Raw genomic sequence first — 19117 nt, 5'->3', positions numbered from 1 at the left:
GATGCTCCATGGCCCGCATTGACCTCGTCGATCTCGCGCACTCCTACGGCGGCAACGACGCGCCGCAGGAATCCTTTGCACTGAAGCCGGTCACCATGACCTGGCGGCAGGGCGGCGCCTATGCGCTGCTCGGGCCGTCCGGTTGCGGCAAGACCACGCTGCTCAACCTGATCTCCGGCATCGTGACGCCGTCGCGGGGAAAGATTCTGTTCGACGGCCGCGACATCACGCCGCTGTCGACGCAAAAGCGCAACATCGCGCAGGTGTTCCAGTTCCCGGTGATCTACGACACCATGACGGTCGGCCAGAACCTGGCCTTCCCGCTGAAGAATCGCGGCGTCGCGAAGGCCGAGGTCGACGCGCGGGTCAGGCAGATCGCCGATCTGCTCGACCTCAAGCCCTATCTCAAACGCAAGGCGACGCGGCTCACCGCCGACGCCAAGCAGAAGATCTCGCTCGGCCGCGGCCTGGTGCGCTCCGACGTCGCGGCCGTCCTGTTCGACGAACCGCTGACGGTGATCGATCCCGAGCTGAAGTGGCAGCTGCGCTCCAAGCTGAAGGCGCTGCATCGCGAGCTCGACCTCACGATGATCTACGTCACCCACGACCAGACCGAGGCGCTGACCTTCGCCGACACCGTCGTCGTGATGCATGACGGTCGCGTGGTGCAGAGCGGCACGCCGGCCGAATTGTTCGACAAGCCGGCGCATACCTTCGTCGGTTACTTCATCGGCTCGCCCGGCATGAACATCGTGCGCGCCGAGGTCAGTGGTCACGAGGCGCGGATCGACGGCCATGTCATCGGCCTGCATCGAAACTATGGTGTGCTGCCTGCGGGCAAGAAGATCGAGATCGGCGTGCGGCCGGAATTCGTCGACGTCGCGTCGCCGGCGTCAGGGTTGCTGTCGGCCACCATCGAGCGGATCGACGATCTCGGCCGCATCCAGTTCGCCCGCGTGCGGGTCGGCGATACCAAATTCGCCGCGCGCGTGCCGCCGGGCTTCTCGGTCTCCGGCGATACCGCCGGGCTGATCTTCAATCCCGCGCATGTCCACGTCTATGCCGACAGCCATTTGGTGGAGGGGGTCGCCTGATGGACAAGACGATCAACCAAAAAGCCTGGTTCCTGGTGCTGCCGGTGTTCCTGGTGGTCGCGTTCTCGGCGGTGCTGCCGCTGATGACCGTCGTGAACTATTCGATGCAGGACACCTTCGGCAACAACCAGTTCTTCTGGAACGGCGTCGGCTGGTTCAAGGAGCTGCTCGATCCATCGACCGATCTCGGCGGGCGCTTCCTGGCCTCGCTCGGCCGCAACCTGTTCTTCTCTGCCGTGATCCTCGCGATCGAGGTGCCGCTCGGCATCATCGTCGCGCTGTCGATGCCGCGCGAGGGCTGGAGCGTCGCGGCCTGCCTCGTCATCCTCGCCTTGCCGCTGCTGATTCCGTGGAACGTGGTCGGCACCATCTGGCAGATATTCGGCCGGCCCGATATCGGCCTGCTCGGCTATGTGCTGAACCACCTCGGCCTCAACTACAATTACGTGTCCAACGAGGTCGACGCCTGGGTCACGGTCATCGTGATGGACGTCTGGCACTGGACCAGCCTCGTCGCGCTGCTCTGCTATGCCGGCCTGAAGTCGATCCCCGACGCCTATTACCAGGCCGCGCAGATCGACGGCGCCTCGCGCTGGGCGGTGTTCAAGGCGATCCAGCTGCCGAAGATGAACCGCGTGCTGCTGATCGCGGTGCTGCTGCGCTTCATGGACAGCTTCATGATCTACACCGAGCCGTTCGTGGTCACCGGCGGCGGCCCCGGCAATTCGACGACCTTCGTCTCGATCGAGCTCGTCAAGATCGCGCTCGGCCAGTTCGACCTCGGAAAGGCCGCGGCGCTGTCGCTGGTCTACAATTTGATCATCCTGATCGTGTGCTGGGTGTTCTACACCGTGATGGTCAATGCCGGCTCCGAGCGTCCGGCCAAGGAAGGAGCGGCGTGATGCATTCGATCCCCGGCCGCCGCCTGATCATGGCGCTGTTTTTGATCTTCCTGCTGTTGCCGATCTACTGGCTCGTCAACATGAGCTTCAAGACCAACGCCGAGATCGTCTCGACGATGACGCTGTGGCCGCACACGCCGACGCTGCAGCACTACAAGCGCATCTTCACCGACGAGAGCTGGTATTCGGGCTACATCAATTCGCTCGAATACGTCGTGCTCAACACCATCATCTCGATCGCGGTGGCGTTGCCGGCGGCCTATGCGTTCTCGCGCTACCGCTTCCTCGGCGACAAGCACCTGTTCTTCTGGCTGCTGTCGAACCGCATGGCGCCGGCGGCGGTCTACGCGCTGCCGTTCTTCAACCTCTATTCGGCAATCGGCCTGTTCGATACGCCGTGGGCGGTCGCGCTCGCGCACTGCATCTTCAACGTGCCGTTGGCGGTGTGGATCCTCGAAGGCTTCGTCTCCGGCGTGCCGCGCGAGATCGACGAGACCGCCTTCCTCGACGGCTATTCGTTCCCGCGCTTCTTCATCAAGATCCTGGTGCCGCTGATCGCGAGCGGCATCGGCGTCGCCGCCTTCTTCTGCTTCATGTTCTCCTGGGTCGAGCTGCTGCTGGCGCGCACGCTGACCTCGGTGCAGGCCAAGCCGATCGCGGCGATCATGACGCGCACGGTCTCGGCGGCCGGCATGGACTGGGGCTTGCTTGCCGCCGCCGGCGTGCTCACCATCATTCCGGGCGCGCTGGTGATCTGGTTCGTCCGCAACTACATCGCGCGCGGCTTCGCGCTCGGCCGGGTCTAGGAGGCGATCATGGAAAGCATCGCATGGATGGCCTGGACGCTGCCGACCGCGATCTTCTTCGTGCTGCTGGCCTCGACGCTCGGCGTGATGACCTGGCTCGCGGCGGTCTATCCCGAGGCCGAGCGGGTCGGCGTGCTGCGCATCCCGACCACGCGCGGCGATCGTTTGTTCATTTCGCTGGTGCTGGCGGCGGTGATCCACCTGGTGTGGATCGGCCTCGTCGGCACCGATCCGATCCTCACCCTGCCGATCGGCGAGGGCGTGGAAATTTCGAGCCTGTGGCTCGCAACGCTGATTTCGCTTCTTTCAGCCGTGGCGATCTTTCGCACCGTCTGACGAAAGCGAAGAAGAGCAGATCCGGGGTCAACCCGGGCCTGGGGTTTGTCGCTGCAACCGGAGGAATCATAATGCGACATTTGAGAACGACAAAGGATAGTCTTTTGACTATGACCAGCGCCGCCGCGCTGATCGCAGCCTCGCTCGCGGTCGCCACGCCGGCCCGCGCCGCCGACGATGCCGTGATCCAGAAGTGGATCGCGGAATTCCAGCCCTCGACGCTGTCGAAGGAAGACCAGAAGAAGGAGCTCGAGTGGTTCGCCAAGGCCGCCGAACCCTTCAAGGGCATGGAGATCAACGTCGTCTCGGAAACGATCACGACGCATGAATATGAATCGCAGACGCTGGCCAAGGCGTTCTCCGAACTGACCGGCATCAAGCTCAAGCACGACATCATCCAGGAAGGTGACGTCGTCGAGAAGCTGCAGACCCAGATGCAGTCGGGCAAGAACGTCTATGACGGCTGGATCAACGACTCCGACCTGATCGGCACCCACTTCCGCTACGGTCAGACCATCATCCTGTCGGACTACATGAAGGGTGAGGGCAAGGAGGTCACCGACCCGATGCTCGACGTCGATGACTTCATCGGCAAGTCGTTCACCACGGCGCCGGACGGCAAGCTCTACCAGCTGCCCGACCAGCAGTTCGCGAACCTCTATTGGTTCCGCTACGACTGGTTCACCAACCCCGAGTACAAGGCCAAGTTCAAGGCCAAGTATGGCTATGAGCTCGGCGTGCCCGTGAACTGGTCGGCCTATGAAGACATCGCCGAGTTCTTCACCAACGACATCAAGGAGATCAACGGCGTCAAGATCTACGGCCATATGGACTACGGCAAGAAGGATCCCTCGCTCGGCTGGCGGTTCACCGACGCCTGGCTGTCGATGGCCGGCAACGGCGACAAGGGTATCCCGAACGGCCTGCCGGTCGACGAGTGGGGCATCCGCATGGAAGGCTGCCGCCCGGTCGGCTCCTCGGTCGAACGTGGTGGCGACACCAACGGCCCGGCCGCGGTCTACTCGATCACCAAATATCTCGACTGGCTGAAGAAGTATGCCCCGCCGCAGGCCCAGGGCATGACCTTCTCGGAAGCAGGGCCTGTGCCGGCGCAAGGCAACATCGCCCAGCAGATGTTCTGGTACACCGCCTTCACCGCCGACATGGTGAAGCCGGGCATCGCCGTGATGAACGCGGACGGTACGCCGAAGTGGCGTATGGCTCCGTCGCCTCACGGCTCTTACTGGAAGGAAGGCATGAAGCTCGGCTATCAGGACGCCGGCTCCGTGACGCTGTTGAAGTCGACCCCGCCGGATCGCCGCAAGGCGGCCTGGCTCTATCTGCAGTTCATCATCTCGAAGTCGGTGTCGCTGAAGAAGAGCCATGTCGGTCTCACCTTCATCCGTGAGTCCGATATCTGGGACAAGTCGTTCACCGAGCGTGCGCCGAAGCTCGGCGGCCTGATCGAGTTCTACCGCTCGCCCGCGCGCGTGCAGTGGACCCCGACCGGCAACAACGTGCCCGACTATCCGAAGCTCGCGCAGCTGTGGTGGCAGAACATCGGCGATGCGTCGTCCGGTACCAAGACGCCGCAGCAGGCGATGGACGCGCTGGCCGCGGCCCAGGATTCGGTGATGGAGCGTCTTGAGAAGTCCGGTGTGCAGGGCGCCTGCGGACCGAAGCTGAACAAGAAGGAATCCGCCGAATTCTGGTACAAGAAGGCCGAGAAGGACGGCACCATCGCTCCGCAGCGCAAGCTCGCGAACGAGAAGCCGAAGGGCGAGACGATCGACTACGACACGCTGATCAAGTCGTGGCCGGCCAACCCGCCGAAGCGCGCCGAAGCGAAGTAAGGCGTACCAGCCCACGCCATCCGAGAACGACGAAAGGCCGGGAGCGATCCCGGCCTTTTTGTTGTTTGCCAGGTCATTCCGGGATGGTGCGCAAGCACCAGACCCGGAATCTCGAGATTCCGGGTTCGATGCTTCGCATCGCCCCGGAATGACGATGTGGAGAGAGGAGCGCTCCCTACTCCGCCGCCTCGGTCGCCTTCAGCGTCGGATAGTCGGTGTAGCCCTTGGCGCCGCCGCCGTAGAAGGTCGCCTTGTCCCACTCGTTGAGCCTCGCGCCGGTCTTGAGCCGCTCGACCAGATCGGGGTTGGAGATGAACGGCTTGCCGAACGCGATCAGGTCGGCCGCGCCGGCCTCCAGCACTTTCTCCGCCAGCGCGAAATCGTAGCCGTTGTTGGCGACATAGGCCTGCTTGAAGCGCTTGCGCAGCGAGGCGTAGTCGAACGGCGCGATATCGCGCGGGCCGCCGGTCGCGCCCTCGACGACGTGGAGATAGGTCAGCTTCAGCGCACTGAGCTGGTCGACGATGTAGTCGAACAGCGCTTGCGGATTGGAGTCGGTGATGTCGTTGGCCGGCGTCACCGGCGAGATCCGGATGCCGGTGCGATCGGCGCCGGCCTCGATGGCGACCGCCTTGGACACGTCCAGCATCAGCTTGGCGCGGTTCTCGATTCCGCCGCCATAAGCGTCGGTGCGCTTGTTGGTGCCGTCGCGGGCGAACTGGTCGAGCAAATAGCCGTTGGCGCCGTGGATCTCGACGCCGTCAAAGCCGGCCGCCAGCGCATTCGCCGTGCCGCGCTTGAAGTCCTCGATGATCCCGGGAATTTCCGACAGCTCGAGCGCGCGCGGCTCGGAGACATCGGCAAACGTGCCGTTTACGAAGGTCTTGGTCTTGGCCTTGATGGCGCTCGGCGCCACCGGTGCGCCGCCGTTCGGCTGCAGTGCGACATGCGAGATGCGGCCGACATGCCAGAGCTGGATGAAGATGCGGCCGCCGCGCTCATGCACGCGATCGGTGACCTTGCGCCAGCCCTCGACCTGTTCCTTCGAATAGATGCCGGGCGTGTCCTGGTAACCCTGGCCCTGCTGCGAGACCTGGCTCGCCTCGGTGATCAGAAGGCCGGCGGAGGCGCGCTGGCTGTAATAGTCCACCGCGAGCGGGCTCGGCACCATGCCGGGCGGCACCGCGCGGTTGCGCGTCAGTGGCGCCATCACCAGGCGGTTCGGCAGCGTCAGCGCGCCGAGCTTGTAGGGCTCGAGAAGTTTGGTCGATTGGCTCATGTAAATGTTCCAGAGGATGACTGATGGAGGAGAATTGTGCATTGCCGCGACGAGCGCAATGCCCGAGGTATTCGCGCTCCGCAGGCTAGCTGCGCACAATTCCGCCCATGTGGCCGGCATCGAGGAACAGGGTGTGCGCGTTCACGTAGGAGGATTCATTCGAAACCAGGAACAGCGCAGTATAGGCAACCTCCCAGCCGGTGCCCTGGCGGCCGAAAGGCACTGTCACGGCGCGGTCCGATCGCCTGCGGCTGGCGTCGCGGCCCATCGGCGTGTCCATGAAGCCGGGCGCGATCACATTGCAGCGAATGCCCTTTTCCTCGCCGGCCCGCGCGATCGCCCGCCCCAGCGCGATCTGCGCCGCCTTGGAGGATTCATAGGCCGGGTTGCGGCCGCCGGCGCGCTGGCTCGCCATCGAGGAGATCAGGATGATCGCGCCACCCGGCGCCATCACCTCCAGCGCCTTCTGCGCGAACAGCATGTGGCTGCGCACATTGACGGCGTAGTCGCGGTCCCAGGCTTCGGCCGTCATCTTGGGCAGCGACAGGCCGGAGGAGATGCCGACATTGAGCGCCAGCCCGTCGAGACCGCCGAGCCTTTGCGCGCAGCGTTCGACCGCGGGAGCGATCGCCGCGATGTCGGAGACATCGACCACATCGGTGAAGGCCTTGCCGCCTTCGCCTGTGATCTGCGCGACGGTGTCGTCGGCCGCGTCCTTGTTGAGGTCGAGGCAGGCGACCGAGGCGCCCTCGCGCGCGAACAGCACGCTCATGGCGCGGCCGTTGCCGATCGGCGGCGCTTCATCCACCGTCGTGCGCTGTCCCGCGCCGACCACGATGATGCGCCGCCCGGCGAGGCGGCCGTGGTTCTTCGCCAGTCCCAGCGCTTCGGCATGCAGTGAAGCGGACGGATCGATGGCTTTCGGTGCGTGGGTTGTGGTCGACATGGCGTGCTCCCTGACGTCTTGTTGTTGTCAGGGAGCAGTAGCACGGCTGCGCATGCGAGGCGACGTGTCGCGCCGCAGCCTAGGCGAAGGCGGAAAATCCCGCGCCGGGGAATATCGATTACCCCGGCCCTTGTAGGTCCTCATCCTGAGGAGCCGCGAAGCGGCGTCTCGAAGGATGTGGCCCGAGTGGGGCCTCATGGTTCGGGACGCGCGAAGACGCGCTCCTCACCATGAGGGACGAAGCGCGTCAGGCCACGCCGAGGAAATCGCGCTTGCCGATCTCGACGCCGTTGTGGCGCAGGATGTCGTGCGCGGTCACGGCGTGGAAGTAGAAGTTCGGGAACGAGAACGCGCTTAGGAATTGCTGACCCTTCAGGGTCATGGTGCGATCGGGGCCGATCGGGAAGGTGACGTCCCGGGCGTCGGCGCCGTCGAACTGCGCCGGCTTGAACGACTTTACATAGTCGATGGTCTTGGCGAGCCGCTGCTTCAGTTCACCGAAGCTCTTCTCGGTGTCGGGCGTCGACGGCACCTCGCTATGGGTCAGCCGCGCGCAGCCGCGTGCGGCGTGATCGCAGACCAGCTGCACCTGCTTGGTCAGCGGCAGCATGTCGGGATAGAGCCGCGATCCCAGCAGCACCTCGGGCGCGATCTTCTTGGCCTCGCAATGCGCCTCGGCCTTGGTCAGCTCGCCGGTGAGGCTGTTGAGGATCTGCAAATAAGCGGGGACGACGGCGTCATGAAAGGACATGTGATGCTCCCTGTTCTGATGAAATCCGGATGTTACCGAACGGCGATGCTGCAAGTGGGGCGGCAAGGGGAAGAATACAACTGCGGGGAGCTGTAACACTTGGTCAAATATTTCGCGCAGCACCTGTCTTGGACCCGTCATCCTGAGGTGCGAGCCTCTTCGGCGAGCCTCGAAGGATGGACGGCCCCCAGTGTGGCCGATTCATCCTTCGAGGCTCGCTCCGCTCGCACCTCAGGATGACGGTTCACCATAGTCTGCGTAGCTCGGATGGAGCGCAGCGCAATCCGGGGAGGCGCATCGGGGCTTGTCCCGGATTTCGCTGCGCTGCATCCGGGCTACGGAAAATGGGCGTTTGCTCTACCGCATCCCCGGTGCCGCGGCATCGGCGGCCGGCTGGGTGCGGGGCCCGCCGCGCATCCGCGCCAGGAGCTCCGCGGTCGGCCAGGAATCCGCCGGCAGGCCGTATTTCATCTGCATCGTCTTCACCGCGCTGCGGCTTGCCTGTCCGAGCACGCCGTCGATCTTGCCGACGTCGTAGCCGGCGCGCGCCAGCAATCCCTGCAACTCCTTGATCTCGCCGAACGGCAGTTGCGCGACCGGTGCGTGCGGCCGCTGCATCGGCGGCGCGCCCGCGATGCGGCCGGCGAGATAGCCGGCGGTGGTGGAATAGATCAGCGAGTTGTTCCACTCGGTGTAGGCGGCGAAGTTCGCATAGGCGAGGAACGCCGGACCCATCCGGCCCATCGGCAGCAGCAGCGAGGCCGGCATCTCATCACTCGGAAGCGGCTTGCCGTCGGTCAAGCTGACGCCAAGCGATACCCATTTCGAGCGCGGCAGCTTGATGGTGAGATCGGCCTGGTCCCACGGGAAATTGGCCGCCTGCGGCACGCGCACCTCCTGCAGCCACGGCTCGCCGCGCCGCCACTTCAATCCGGTGGCGATGTAGTTCGCGGTCGAGCCGATCACGTCGGGGCCGCTTTGCAGGAGATTGCGGTGGCCGTCGCCGTCATAGTCGACCGCGTAGTTGAAATAGTGCGTCGGCAAGAATTGCGTCTGGCCGAGCTCGCCGGCCCACGAGCCGATCATCTCGTCGGGCGTCAGGTCGCCGCGCTCGATGATCTTCAGCGCGGCGATGGTCTCGCCCTGGAACATCTCCGAGCGGCGGCAATCATAGGCCAGCGACACCAGCGATTTCAGCGTCGGCAAATTGCCCATCTGGACGCCGAAATCGCTCTCCAGCCCCCAGAACGCGGCGATCACCGCCGGCGGCACACCATACTCCTTCTCGGCGCGCGCGAACGCGGCGGCATAGGTCCGGATGTATTGCTGGCCCTGCTGCATGCGATAGTTCGCGGCCATGCGGCCGGCGAATTGGGTGAAGATCTGCCCGAACACGCGCTGGCCGCGGTCGCGGTTGACGATGCCCTGGTCGTAGATCAGGTAGGGCGCGGCCTCCGCGATCGTGCGCTGCGAGACGCCGGCGCCGACCGCCTTCTGCTTCAGCTCGGCGAGGAAGCGATCGAAGTTTTGCCCGTTGTGGCAGGACGCAGCCCTCGGCGAGGCGACGGCGGCAGGTCGCGGCCTGACTGGCGCGGGATTCAACGGGCTGGGCAGCGGCTGCTGCGCCGAGGCGAGGGTGGAGAGGGCCAGCGCCCCCGCGATCGCTGCGATCATGATCGGGGCGCGGAGGGGAGAGGCTGGCATCGATGTCACCGGCTGGAAAAAAGGGGAATTGAAGCCCAATCTGCATACACCAGCGCGACACCGGGCAACAACGGGGGTGCCGCTCTTAGACCAATTGGGCTGAGGTAGGTTCAGCCGCCGCGGCTATGATCGGCCGGTGATTCGCGGGCAGGGGTGTCGGCGGATCGATCACGCCCGGAGGGACCCATGTGGAGTTTTCTCGAGCGTCTCTTGGATTCGTCGACGTTTTCGCCGCACGGCATCTGCCTGTTGTGGGAGCCGGAGCTGATCTGGCTCCACGTGATTTCAGACGCGATCATTGCCGCTTCGTATTTCTCGATCCCGTTTGCGCTGGCGATCCTCGTCTCCAAGCGGCGCGATTTCCAGTTCGGCTGGATGGCCTGGCCGTTCGCCGCGTTCATCCTCGCCTGCGGCCTCACCCACGTGTTCTCGATCTACACGCTGTGGGTGCCGATCTACGGTCTCGAGGGCCTGCTCAAGGCGCTCACCGCTGTCGCATCGATCTTCACCGCCGTGCTGCTCTGGCCGCTGATCCCGCTGATCCTCGCGATCCCGACCGAAGCGCAGCTGCGCGAGGCGCATGTTGCGCTCGCCGAGGAGGAACGGCAGCGCCAGCGCTCGGAATTCCTGCTCGAGCGTTTCCGCGAGGCCGAGGCCAATGAGAGCAAGATCCGCCAGGCGCAGAAGATGGAAGCGGTCGGCCAGCTCACCGGTGGCATCGCGCCCGACTTCAACAACATCCTCACCGTCATCACCGGCACCATCGACATCCTGGCCGAGGCAGTCACCCACAACCGCCAACTCACCGAGATCACCTCGCTGATCCGCGACGCCGCCGAGCGCGGCGCATCGCTGACGCGGCATCTGCTCGCCTTCGCGCGCAAGCAGCCGCTGCAGCCGAGCGACGTCGACGTCAACGCGTTGATGGTCGACACCATCGAGCTGCTGCGGCCGACCATCGGCGACCATGTCGACATCGATTTTCACTCCGCACCCGATCTGCCGCGCGCACTGGTCGATGGCAACCAACTCGTCACCGCGATCATCAACCTTGCGCTCAACGCGCGCGACGCGATGCCGAAGGGCGGCCGGCTGACGATCGAGACCCGCACCGCCGAGCTCAAGCCATCGGACGTGAACGGCCATGACGGGCTTGCCGCCGGCGATTATGTCGCGATCGCGCTGACCGACAACGGCCGGGGCATTGCGGAAGCCGACCTGGCCAAGGTGTTCGAGCCGTTCTTCACCACCAAGGACGTCGGCAAGGGCACCGGGCTCGGGCTGAGCATGGTCTACGGCTTCGTCAGGCAATCCAACGGCCACGTCGTGCTCGACAGCGAGGTCGGCCGCGGCACCAGGGTGATGCTCTATCTGCCGCGCGCGGCGGTGGTCTCGCCGGCAGCAGTGCCCGAGCGGCGGCAGCCGGACGCGCGCGGCGCGCGGGAAATCGTGCTTGTCGTCGAGGACGACAAGCTGGTGCGCTCTTATGTGCTGACCCAGATCGAGAGCCTCGGCTACACCACGCTGTCGGCCAATGATGGCCGCGAAGCCCTTGCCGTGCTCGACAGCGGCGCGCCGATCGATCTCTTGTTCACCGACGTCATCATGCCGGGCGCGATGAACGGGCGCGACCTTGCCACCGAGGCGCGGAAGCGTCGCCCGAGTCTCCGCGTCCTCTTCACGTCGGGCTATACCGATGACGCCATCGACCAGGACGGCAAGCTGGAACAGGGCATCCTGTTCCTGGCAAAACCCTACAGCCGCGCCGAGCTCGCCCGCATGTTGCGCGTCGCGCTGCGCGAGGACGAAGCGGTGATCGCGCAGGAGCCGGCGGCGTAGCGTGCTTCCGAACCGGCGGCGTAGGCACGATCTCGTAGCCCGGATGAGCGAAGCGATATCCGGGGCGGTGCCCCCGCATGTCGCTTCGCTCATGCGGGCTACGAACGGCGCCGCACATGACCAATCATTAACCCGCGCCGCGTCGCTGCGACGCACTGGTTCCCCTTGCGGCTTCAGCGTCAAAATCCCTACCTGAGCGGCGTCAGTTGTGGCAGCATTCCGCTCGCCGTGAGGGAACAACGATGAACTATTTCCGCACCGCGCTCCTGCTTGCCGGCCTCACCGCCCTGTTCATGGGGGTCGGCTATCTGATCGGCGGCGGCACCGGCGCCGTGATCGCGCTGATGGTCGCGGCTGCGACAAATCTGTTCGCCTACTGGAATTCCGATCGCATGGTGCTGTCGATGTACGGCGCCCATCAGGTCGATGCGGGCTCGGCGCCCGAACTCTACAATCTCGTCGCCGAGTTGGCGCAGCGCGCCGCTCTCCCGATGCCGCGCGTGTTCCTGATGGACGAGGCGCAGCCCAATGCATTCGCGACCGGCCGCAATCCGGAGAACGCGGCGGTCGCCGTCACCACGGGCCTCATGCAGCAGCTCAGCCGCGAGGAGCTCGCCGGTGTGATCGCGCATGAGCTTGCGCATATCAAGCACCACGACACGCTGACCATGACGATCACGGCGACGATCGCCGGTGCGATCTCGATGCTGGCGCAGTTCGGCATGTTCTTCGGCGGCAACCGCAACAACAACGGCCCCGGCATCGTCGGCTCGATCGCGATGATGATCCTGGCGCCGCTCGGCGCCATGTTGGTGCAGATGGCGATCAGCCGCACCCGCGAATACGCCGCCGACAATTACGGCGCGCGCATCGTCGGCCAGCCGATGTGGCTGGCCTCGGCGCTCGCGAAAATCGAGAACGCCGCGCATCAGGTGCCGAACATGGAGGCCGAGCGCAATCCGGCCACCGCGCACATGTTCATCATCAACCCGCTGTCGGGCCACGGCGTCGACAACCTGTTCGCGACCCACCCCTCGACCGCGAACCGCATCGCCGCGCTGCAGCAGCTCGCCGCCGAGCTCGGCACCCAAACCGCGCCGCGCCCGGCCGGTGGAAGCTATCCGCCGCGCAGCCCGTGGGGCGGATCGTCGAGCCAGCGCGGCCCGTGGGGATAGGCGAGGTGAGGCGGGATTGAACGGCAGCCGCGAAGGCGGTGTGCTCCCTCGCCTCGTTCTTACGGGGAGAGGGTTGGGGTGAGGGGCTGTCTCCGCAGATCCGGCGATAGCTGCATTCGCGGAGGCTCACCCTCACCCGGAACGCATCTAGCGATGCGTTCCGACCTCTCCCCGCACGCGGGGCGAGGTGAAGTGGAGCCGCGCTACGCGCTCGCGGCGTCCAGCCGTTCGACCTGGTCCTTGCTCAACTCAAGTTTGGTCGCCGCGACCAGCGTTGCGACCTGCTCGGGCCTGGTGGCGCTGGCAATCGGCGCGGTGACCGAGGGTTTTGCCATCAGCCAGGCGAGCGCGACCGCGGCCGGCTCGGCGCGGGTTTCCGCGGCGACCTCGTCGAGACCGGCCAGGATGCGCATGCCGCGCGGGTTCATGTATTTCGGAATGCTGCGCGCACCGCGCGGGCTCTTGGCGAAGTCGCTCTCCGAGCGATATTTGCCGGTCAAGAATCCTGCGGCGAGCGAAAAGAACGTGATCACGCCGACGTCGTTCGCCTCGCAGACGCGTTGCAACGCGCCTTCGTAGCTTGAGCGCTCCGCCAAGCTATATTCGGGCTGCATGCTCTCGTAGCGCGGCAACCCGTTTGCCTTGGCAATGTCGAGCGCACTCTGGAGCCGCTCCGCCGAGAAGTTCGAGGCGCCGATCGCCCTGACCTTGCCGGCCTTGATCAGTTTGTCGTAGGCCGCGAGCGTCTCTTCCTGCGGTGTCGTCTCATCGTCCTTGTGGGACTGGTAGAGATCGATGAAATCGGTCTGCAGCCGCCGCAGCGAATCCTCGACGGCGCGCGCGATGTAGTCCGGCTTCAGCCCGACATTGCCGTCTCCCATGTCCATGCCGACCTTGGTGGCGAGGATGACGCGGTTGCGGTTGCCGCGCGCCTTCATCCATTTGCCGATGATGGTCTCGGATTCGCCGCCGCTGTGGCCCGGCACCCAGCGTGAATAGACATCCGCCGTATCCAGGAAGGTCAGCCCCTGATCGAGCACGGTGTCGAGCAGGCGAAACGATGACGTCTCGTCCACGGTCCAGCCGAATACATTGCAGCCGAAGCACAGGGGAGGAACAGTGAGGCCGGAGCGGCCGAGCGCGCGATGCTTCATGAGTTTTCTTTCGCTTGTTCTTGGTGGCGGGCGCCGGACACTGAGGCAGATCGCCCTTGTTTGCAAGGCGTTGGTGCCTGTCGCGTGATGTGAGGCAAAGGGTGCGGGTGAAGTCCGAGTTGGTCGTGGACTCACCATGCTCGCTCGTGTGTCAGGCAGGCTGCCCTACGGTGCCACCTCGATAGAGCGCGATTTCATTTGCCGGCTATTTGATGTAGATTGCGCAGTGAGCTGCCACCGGTTGCGCCGAAATCCGGAGAATGAGCGGCAGCGCGACTGGCCATCGGCAGGCCATTTCTTCCCATTTTTCAGTACGAAATGCTCTGCCCGGGCCGCGCGCCTGGGTGAATGTTTTTTCATTCCAACCAAATGGAGCGATTGCCATGCATTTCTGCTTCTCTGGTGAATACACCCCGCGTTCCCTGAACAACATCATGGAAAACCCGACGACCAATCGATACGAGGCCGCGAAGAAGTTGATCGAGGCCGCCGGCGGGAAACTGATTTCGATGTACAGCACGGCGACCGATGGTCCCGGCGTGATGGTGATCTTCGACGTGCCGGATCCGAGCTTCGCGCCTGCGGTCAGCGGCGTGGTCGTCGCGGCCGGTGCCATGCAGAATGTGAGGCTGATCCGGCTCTTTACCCAGGACGAGATCAAGGTGGTGCGTCAGCACGCGACCAAGCTCAAGGCCGCCTACACGCCGCCCGGCGGTTAGCAGGCCGAGCGATCCAAAACGGCGCAGATTGATCTGACGCTGTCGTCTCTCTCGCGCGGCTGCGCTTTCCGGCGCGCCGCGCGAAGGCGAGGGCCGTTGCGCGCCACAGATCCGGGGCGCGGTCGACGGATGGGCAGTCGCTCAGGCGGATGTCCTGCGCGCATGCCGGCTCGCAAGCCCCGGCTGGTTGTGCCGTCGCATGACGTCCGCCGCCTCGCTCGGCCTCCGCTTGGGCAAGTCGAGCGCGGTACGCGCTAAGGCGCGATGAGATCAGGGCGTGTACTCATGAATTCTTCGCGTCCGCTTTGATCTCGGAAGCTGACGTTGAGGCCGACATTGCCGTATGTCGGCCTTGGGCCAATAAGCAACATCCAAAGAAGTTCAGTTGACTACGTGCGGGCCTCAAAGTTCATGTTGAACGGCGTCTCGGTCGCGCGACCGAACTACTTAGAGCCCGCCCCTATAACGCATGCTCGCATGTACAGCCCTTCTTAGCGGACGACTAGCAAATGCGACAGGGGATGCGAAGTATCGCCTTGGCCGACCAGCGCCGCTTGGGGATGGAAAAATCACACCCCCCGCTTCTTCAGACCGAGCCCCTCGAACTGCGTCTTCTGCTCGTCACTCAGGTTCCAACGGAAATCGTCGACCGCGTCGTTCACGCTGATGATCGCCTCTCTCATCGCTTCCAACCGCCCCTTTGCGGCCTTAAGGCGGGCCGGCGGGGTGAGCGCGTCCTTTGGCGGGCATGGGTTTAAGGCTTCCATGGTGCCCATCGTGGTATCCTGCACCACTTCGAGCGCGGCGCGTTGCGTATCGTTCAGTTTCAGGCTGGCGACGATGTCGTCGAGGGGCCATTGCTGGGCGACGAGCTGGCGGTATTGCTTTTCGGCCTGTTGCTCGTCTTGCGGTTCACGGCTCGCCTGGCAGGCGGCGTCCTGCATCTCCTTCAGCTTCGCGGCCGCAGCGTTAGCGCGGCGGTCACGTTCGGGCGTGTTGAGCTGGGCCTTCTGTTCATCGCTTAGGAGATCGTAGAATTTTTGAAATGGCGGCATAACGGTCGCAACTGCGCTCAGCATCGCGTTGACGCGGCTCTGCATGGCCGCGAGTCGCTCCAGCGCGGTGGTTGCGGTCTGTGCTGGACAGGAAGCGCGGATGGTGTTGCCGGCGGAAATCCAGGCGCTCGCGAGCTCGTCGAAGGCTGCGCGCTGCGCCTCGTTCGCCGCGACCGCCAGGCCGATCCGCTCGAGGGGAAGGCCGGTCGTCTCGGCGGTGTCGCCGCTACAGAATTCCTGCACCGAGGGCGCTTTGCGATGCCGCTTCCCGGCGGGGCGCTCGGCCGCAAACGCTGAGAGATCGCTCGCAGCGTAAGGCGAGAAGATCGCGGCGTAGAGATCGCCGTAGCCATAGGCCCAGAAGCCGCTGCCATCATTGAGAAGCGCGTAGTCATAGAGATCGCTATAGGCAAACGGCCAGAAGAGCGGACCGACCCAGCCGTATGAACCGTCGGAGTGCTGCCACCAGCCTTGCGCAGCTCGGCCGCCCTGCCAGCCGGCCAGCGCGGCGACGGCAGTGAGCTGCGCGCGCTCACTCGGGCCGATCGACTCGGCGGCGGGGCGAAGATCTTGCGGTCTTAGAGCAGCCATGCGGACGCGGCTGTGGCGCGCCGCCATGCGTGCGTGGCGGAGACCTGCGACCGACAGCACGCCGGCCATCGCGAAGCGCGCGACACTCACGGGGCCGCCAACGCGCAGGCGGAAACCCGCCTCGGCCGCGCTCGGCAGCGCTCCCAGAACGCCAATTGCAACGCCGGCCGCAGCCATTCCAAGGCGGGACTTTGACATGATCTCTCCCTCGGTCTCTCCCTTGGCGGCCCAGGCCACATCGCGTCACAAACATGACTCGCAGCGGAACCGAAAGTTCCTCCCGCCGTTTTCATTGGGTGAACCTGCGGTCAGGTCACGACGTCAACGGATTAGTCGCGTCGAGTACACGCGCTGGGTCGAATCGTCATCGCGCTTTAGTTTGGTGTGTGATTCGCGCAAACGCGTTGTCGCGAGGGAAAGCCGCTTCGCACTTTTCCGGATCCTGCTTTAGCGCACGTCGTCCTCGGTCGAATCCTCCTCCGTTTTCGGCGGCCAGGCGCCGCGCCGGACCAGCGCCTCGTGCAGGAGATGTGCACGCTGTTCGTCGCACCCGATGGCTGCAAGGTGGTCGAGGGCCCGATCAGCAAGGACGGCTGGTGCAAGGCCTTTGCCGCGGTGGACTGATCCTTGGCTCACAACTCCCGCGCATTCGAGAACGCGAACGACGACACCCGCCGCGTCGTCTCGTCCAGGATCAGGGTGCGCGTGATCGGCGGCTCGGCGCGCTGGCTGCAATTCTCGCGCTCGCAGAGCCGGCAGTTGACGCCGATCGGGGTGCCCTCGACCTTTTCCAGATCCATGCCGGTGGCATAGACGAGCTTGGCCGCATGACGGATCTCGCAGCCGAGCCCGATCGCAAAGCGCGGCTGCGGCTGCGGGTAGGGCGCCACCGGCCGGCGCACCATCTGTGCGATCGAGAAATAGCGCGTGCCGTCCGGCAATTCGATCACCTGGCTGAGCAGGCGATCCGGCATGTCGAAGGTCGAGTGCACGTTCCAGAGCGGGCAGGTGCCGCCGAACTTGGAGAACGGGAAGGTGCCCGAGGAAAACCGCTTCGACACGTTGCCGGCATTGTCGACGCGGAGCAGGAAGAACGGCACGCCGCGCGCGTTCGGCCGTTGCAGCGTGGTGAGGCGGTGGCAGACCTGCTCGAAGCCGGCGTTGAAGCGCTGCGCCAGTACATGGACGTCGTAGCTCAAGGCTTCGGCTGCGGAATGAAACGCCTGATAGGGCATCATCGCAGCGGCTGCGAAGTAATTGGCGAGCGTGATGCGGTAGAGCCGGCGCGCGGTATCGTCGAGCGGACCGGCGCGGCTGACGATGGCGTCGATCGCGGCGCCGCACTCGACAAAGCCGATCTGCAGCGCAAGCTGGAAGCTGCGGCCGGAGCTGTCGACGAGTTCGGAGATCAAGAGCTGCCGGCGGTGCCGATCGAAACGGCGCAGCGTCTCGCGCATCACGTCGACCGGCATCACGCGGGTCAGGATCGAATGTCTTTCGCGCAAGCGCGTAGTCAGCGCCGTGAACAGGCCTTCGGTCGGCACGTTGAGCTCGTCGCGCAAACTCTCCGCGGCGGTCTCGAGCTCCGGAAAATAGTTGCGGTTGGCCTCGATCAGGTCGCGCACCCGCTCGATCGGATTGGCGTCGAATTGCGAGCCTTCGCGGTCGGCCATCTGCGCCGCCACCAGCGTCTCGCCGCGGCGCGCCTCGGTGTAGGCGGCGTAGAGCCGCTGCAGCGCATGCGTCACGCCGGGGCAGAGCTCGGCGAGGTCGCGCAGCTCCTGCTTCGGCAGGTCGATCTGGCGGAACAGGGGATCGGAGAATATCTCGTTGAGTTCCGCGAAGAAGCGATCCTCGTCAGCGGTGGCGAGGTCGCGCAAATCGAGGTCGTAGGTCTCGGCCAGCCGCAGCAGGATCTGCGCCGTCACCGGGCGCTGGTTGCGCTCGATCAGGTTGATGTAGGAGGGCGAGATGCCGAGCCCCTCGGCGATCTGGGTCTGCGACAGCCCTAATTGCTGGCGGATCCGCCGGAAGCGCGGACCGACGAACAGCTTCTTTCCGGACTCACCGGGCACGGGTTGGTCTCGATTGCCGCAGCAAATTCTGACCGCCTCGCCCCGCGCGCGGGGAGAGGCCGGATCGCATCGCTAGATGCGATCCGGGTGAGGGGGACTCTCCGCGAGTCTCGCTGCGGAGACAGCCCCTCACCCCAACTCTCTCCCCGTAAGAACGGGGAGAGGGAGAAGAAAGACCGGCGGGCATGGCAGGTTTCCTGACCTATTTTGTGACAAGATTTACAAATCGACATTTATTACAAGTTCAGATGTTACATGACATCACAAATAAAAAACAAGGCATCTATACGAACTTCGCGTTTTCGCGTTTATCTCCTGACACGCAGTTCGCAATGCTCTGTCAAGAATGTCGATCCGGCGAGCAGGTTGCGGGGATCAGGTGCAGGCGGCTGGGCAAAGGCAGCCCGATTTTGAAGGAGACTGACGATGAGCAAGGGCAGCAATTTCTGGGTGATCGGCGGCGAGTTCGGTTCGATGAACTTTCACAAGCTGGTCGAAGGCTCGGCCCAGGTCCGCGGTCCGTTCAAGACCCGCAAGGAAGCCGAAGAGTGCTGGAAGGAAGTTTCGGAAGAGAGCCGCCACAAGGCCGGCGTGCGCTTCTCCATCGTCGAGGAGCCGTCGCGGGTTTCGGCCTGAACGAGCATGATCGGGAAAAGTGGGAACCGGTTTTCCCTCGCGACTAACGCAAGCGTTTGCGCGGAGATCATGCTCAAACAAGAGATGACGTCGCGATACGCAATCGCATCCTAACGCAGCTAAGAAAACGTCCAAGGACGGCGGCCCCATCCGGTTTCATCCGGGTGGGGTCGACCGCTTTTGGGACAGCGTCAGGTCTTTG

General features: G+C 64.6%; 16 protein-coding genes. 9 read left to right on the top strand and 7 right to left on the bottom strand.

Annotated features, from left to right (window positions below; translation table 11 throughout):
- Positions 1–8: 8 nt before the first annotated feature.
- The 5 genes from QJT82_RS05290 to QJT82_RS05270 all read left to right on the top strand — a co-directional run bounded on the left by QJT82_RS05290 (position 9) and on the right by QJT82_RS05270 (position 4991).
- On the top strand, positions 9–1094 hold the full coding sequence (locus tag QJT82_RS05290) for an ABC transporter ATP-binding protein (RefSeq protein WP_028338608.1): 1086 nt from the start codon (positions 9–11) through the stop codon (positions 1092–1094).
- Entirely contained in the window at positions 1094–1996 is a 903-nt protein-coding gene (locus QJT82_RS05285) for a sugar ABC transporter permease (RefSeq protein ID WP_028338609.1), read from the top strand. The genes QJT82_RS05290 and QJT82_RS05285 overlap by 1 nt, the downstream gene beginning before the upstream one ends.
- Complete coding sequence (locus tag QJT82_RS05280; protein WP_028333212.1) at positions 1996–2802, top strand: carbohydrate ABC transporter permease; 807 nt, start codon at positions 1996–1998, stop codon at positions 2800–2802. Before QJT82_RS05285 ends, QJT82_RS05280 begins: the two co-directional genes overlap by 1 nt.
- A gap of 9 nt (positions 2803–2811) precedes the next feature.
- Positions 2812–3138: a DUF2160 domain-containing protein gene (locus QJT82_RS05275; RefSeq protein ID WP_016846242.1), complete on the top strand. Its 327-nt coding sequence runs from the start codon at positions 2812–2814 to the stop codon at positions 3136–3138.
- Positions 3139–3248: 110 nt separating this feature from the next.
- Positions 3249–4991, top strand: a complete 1743-nt coding sequence (locus QJT82_RS05270) for an ABC transporter substrate-binding protein (protein ID WP_028338610.1) — start codon at positions 3249–3251, stop codon at positions 4989–4991.
- A gap of 175 nt (positions 4992–5166) precedes the next feature.
- Here the strand turns inward: QJT82_RS05270 and QJT82_RS05265 are convergent, their stop codons facing one another.
- From QJT82_RS05265 to QJT82_RS05250, 4 genes are all read right to left on the bottom strand, one after another.
- On the bottom strand, positions 5167–6270 hold the full coding sequence (locus QJT82_RS05265; RefSeq protein ID WP_028338611.1) for an alkene reductase: 1104 nt from the start codon (positions 6268–6270) through the stop codon (positions 5167–5169).
- Between the two features lie 85 nt (positions 6271–6355).
- A complete protein-coding gene (locus tag QJT82_RS05260; protein ID WP_028338612.1) occupies positions 6356–7216 on the bottom strand; it encodes an SDR family oxidoreductase in 861 nt (286 codons plus the stop codon).
- A 247-nt stretch (positions 7217–7463) separates the two neighbouring features.
- Positions 7464–7967, bottom strand: coding sequence for a DUF1993 domain-containing protein (locus tag QJT82_RS05255; RefSeq protein ID WP_028338613.1), 504 nt, complete (start codon positions 7965–7967; stop codon positions 7464–7466).
- Positions 7968–8324: 357 nt separating this feature from the next.
- A complete protein-coding gene (locus QJT82_RS05250; RefSeq protein WP_245288619.1) occupies positions 8325–9671 on the bottom strand; it encodes a lytic murein transglycosylase in 1347 nt (448 codons plus the stop codon).
- 186 nt (positions 9672–9857) lie between these two features.
- Between QJT82_RS05250 and QJT82_RS05245 the strand changes: the two genes are divergently transcribed.
- On the top strand, positions 9858–11510 hold the full coding sequence (locus QJT82_RS05245) for an ATP-binding protein (protein WP_051447703.1): 1653 nt from the start codon (positions 9858–9860) through the stop codon (positions 11508–11510).
- Between the two features lie 242 nt (positions 11511–11752).
- Complete coding sequence (htpX, locus tag QJT82_RS05240) at positions 11753–12685, top strand: zinc metalloprotease HtpX (RefSeq protein ID WP_028338615.1); 933 nt, start codon at positions 11753–11755, stop codon at positions 12683–12685.
- A 203-nt stretch (positions 12686–12888) separates the two neighbouring features.
- On the opposite strand, the gene QJT82_RS05235 is transcribed toward htpX, so the two are convergent.
- Positions 12889–13839 carry an aldo/keto reductase gene (locus tag QJT82_RS05235; protein WP_028338616.1) on the bottom strand — a complete coding sequence of 317 codons (951 nt, stop codon included), beginning with the start codon at positions 13837–13839 and terminating at the stop codon, positions 12889–12891.
- 260 nt (positions 13840–14099) lie between these two features.
- Here QJT82_RS05235 and QJT82_RS05230 point away from each other — a divergent pair, with 260 nt between their 5' ends.
- Entirely contained in the window at positions 14100–14558 is a 459-nt protein-coding gene (locus QJT82_RS05230) for a GYD domain-containing protein (protein ID WP_229193141.1), read from the top strand.
- A 569-nt stretch (positions 14559–15127) separates the two neighbouring features.
- Here QJT82_RS05230 and QJT82_RS05225 read toward each other — a convergent pair.
- Complete coding sequence (locus QJT82_RS05225) at positions 15128–16381, bottom strand: Spy/CpxP family protein refolding chaperone (protein WP_035630852.1); 1254 nt, start codon at positions 16379–16381, stop codon at positions 15128–15130.
- A gap of 455 nt (positions 16382–16836) precedes the next feature.
- Complete coding sequence (locus tag QJT82_RS05220; protein ID WP_028338619.1) at positions 16837–18279, bottom strand: XRE family transcriptional regulator; 1443 nt, start codon at positions 18277–18279, stop codon at positions 16837–16839.
- A gap of 426 nt (positions 18280–18705) precedes the next feature.
- Between QJT82_RS05220 and QJT82_RS05215 the strand changes: the two genes are divergently transcribed.
- Positions 18706–18915, top strand: a complete 210-nt coding sequence (locus QJT82_RS05215) for a hypothetical protein (RefSeq protein WP_016839740.1) — start codon at positions 18706–18708, stop codon at positions 18913–18915.
- Positions 18916–19117: the final 202 nt, after the last annotated feature.

It is taken from the genome of Bradyrhizobium sp. Mp19, assembly GCF_029952935.1.
GTDB classification, from domain to species: Bacteria; Pseudomonadota; Alphaproteobacteria; order Rhizobiales; family Xanthobacteraceae; genus Bradyrhizobium; species Bradyrhizobium elkanii.
Note: the sequence above shows the minus strand (reverse complement) of the source record. Positions and strands in the feature narration are given on the sequence as shown.

Bases quoted from the DNA above. Each gene is read 5' to 3' on its own strand.
- QJT82_RS05290 (WP_028338608.1), top strand. From the start codon at position 9: ATGGCCCGCATTGACCTCGTCGATCTCGCGCACTCCTACGGCGGCAAC.
- QJT82_RS05285 (WP_028338609.1), top strand. From the start codon at position 1,094: ATGGACAAGACGATCAACCAAAAAGCCTGGTTCCTGGTGCTGCCGGTG.
- QJT82_RS05280 (WP_028333212.1), top strand. From the start codon at position 1,996: ATGCATTCGATCCCCGGCCGCCGCCTGATCATGGCGCTGTTTTTGATC.
- QJT82_RS05275 (WP_016846242.1), top strand. From the start codon at position 2,812: ATGGAAAGCATCGCATGGATGGCCTGGACGCTGCCGACCGCGATCTTC.
- QJT82_RS05270 (WP_028338610.1), top strand. From the start codon at position 3,249: ATGACCAGCGCCGCCGCGCTGATCGCAGCCTCGCTCGCGGTCGCCACG.
- QJT82_RS05265 (WP_028338611.1), bottom strand. From the start codon at position 6,270: ATGAGCCAATCGACCAAACTTCTCGAGCCCTACAAGCTCGGCGCGCTG.
- QJT82_RS05260 (WP_028338612.1), bottom strand. From the start codon at position 7,216: ATGTCGACCACAACCCACGCACCGAAAGCCATCGATCCGTCCGCTTCA.
- QJT82_RS05255 (WP_028338613.1), bottom strand. From the start codon at position 7,967: ATGTCCTTTCATGACGCCGTCGTCCCCGCTTATTTGCAGATCCTCAAC.
- QJT82_RS05250 (WP_245288619.1), bottom strand. From the start codon at position 9,671: ATGCCAGCCTCTCCCCTCCGCGCCCCGATCATGATCGCAGCGATCGCG.
- QJT82_RS05245 (WP_051447703.1), top strand. From the start codon at position 9,858: ATGTGGAGTTTTCTCGAGCGTCTCTTGGATTCGTCGACGTTTTCGCCG.
- htpX (WP_028338615.1), top strand. From the start codon at position 11,753: ATGAACTATTTCCGCACCGCGCTCCTGCTTGCCGGCCTCACCGCCCTG.
- QJT82_RS05235 (WP_028338616.1), bottom strand. From the start codon at position 13,839: ATGAAGCATCGCGCGCTCGGCCGCTCCGGCCTCACTGTTCCTCCCCTG.
- QJT82_RS05230 (WP_229193141.1), top strand. From the start codon at position 14,100: ATGAGCGGCAGCGCGACTGGCCATCGGCAGGCCATTTCTTCCCATTTT.
- QJT82_RS05225 (WP_035630852.1), bottom strand. From the start codon at position 16,381: ATGGCTGCGGCCGGCGTTGCAATTGGCGTTCTGGGAGCGCTGCCGAGC.
- QJT82_RS05215 (WP_016839740.1), top strand. From the start codon at position 18,706: ATGAGCAAGGGCAGCAATTTCTGGGTGATCGGCGGCGAGTTCGGTTCG.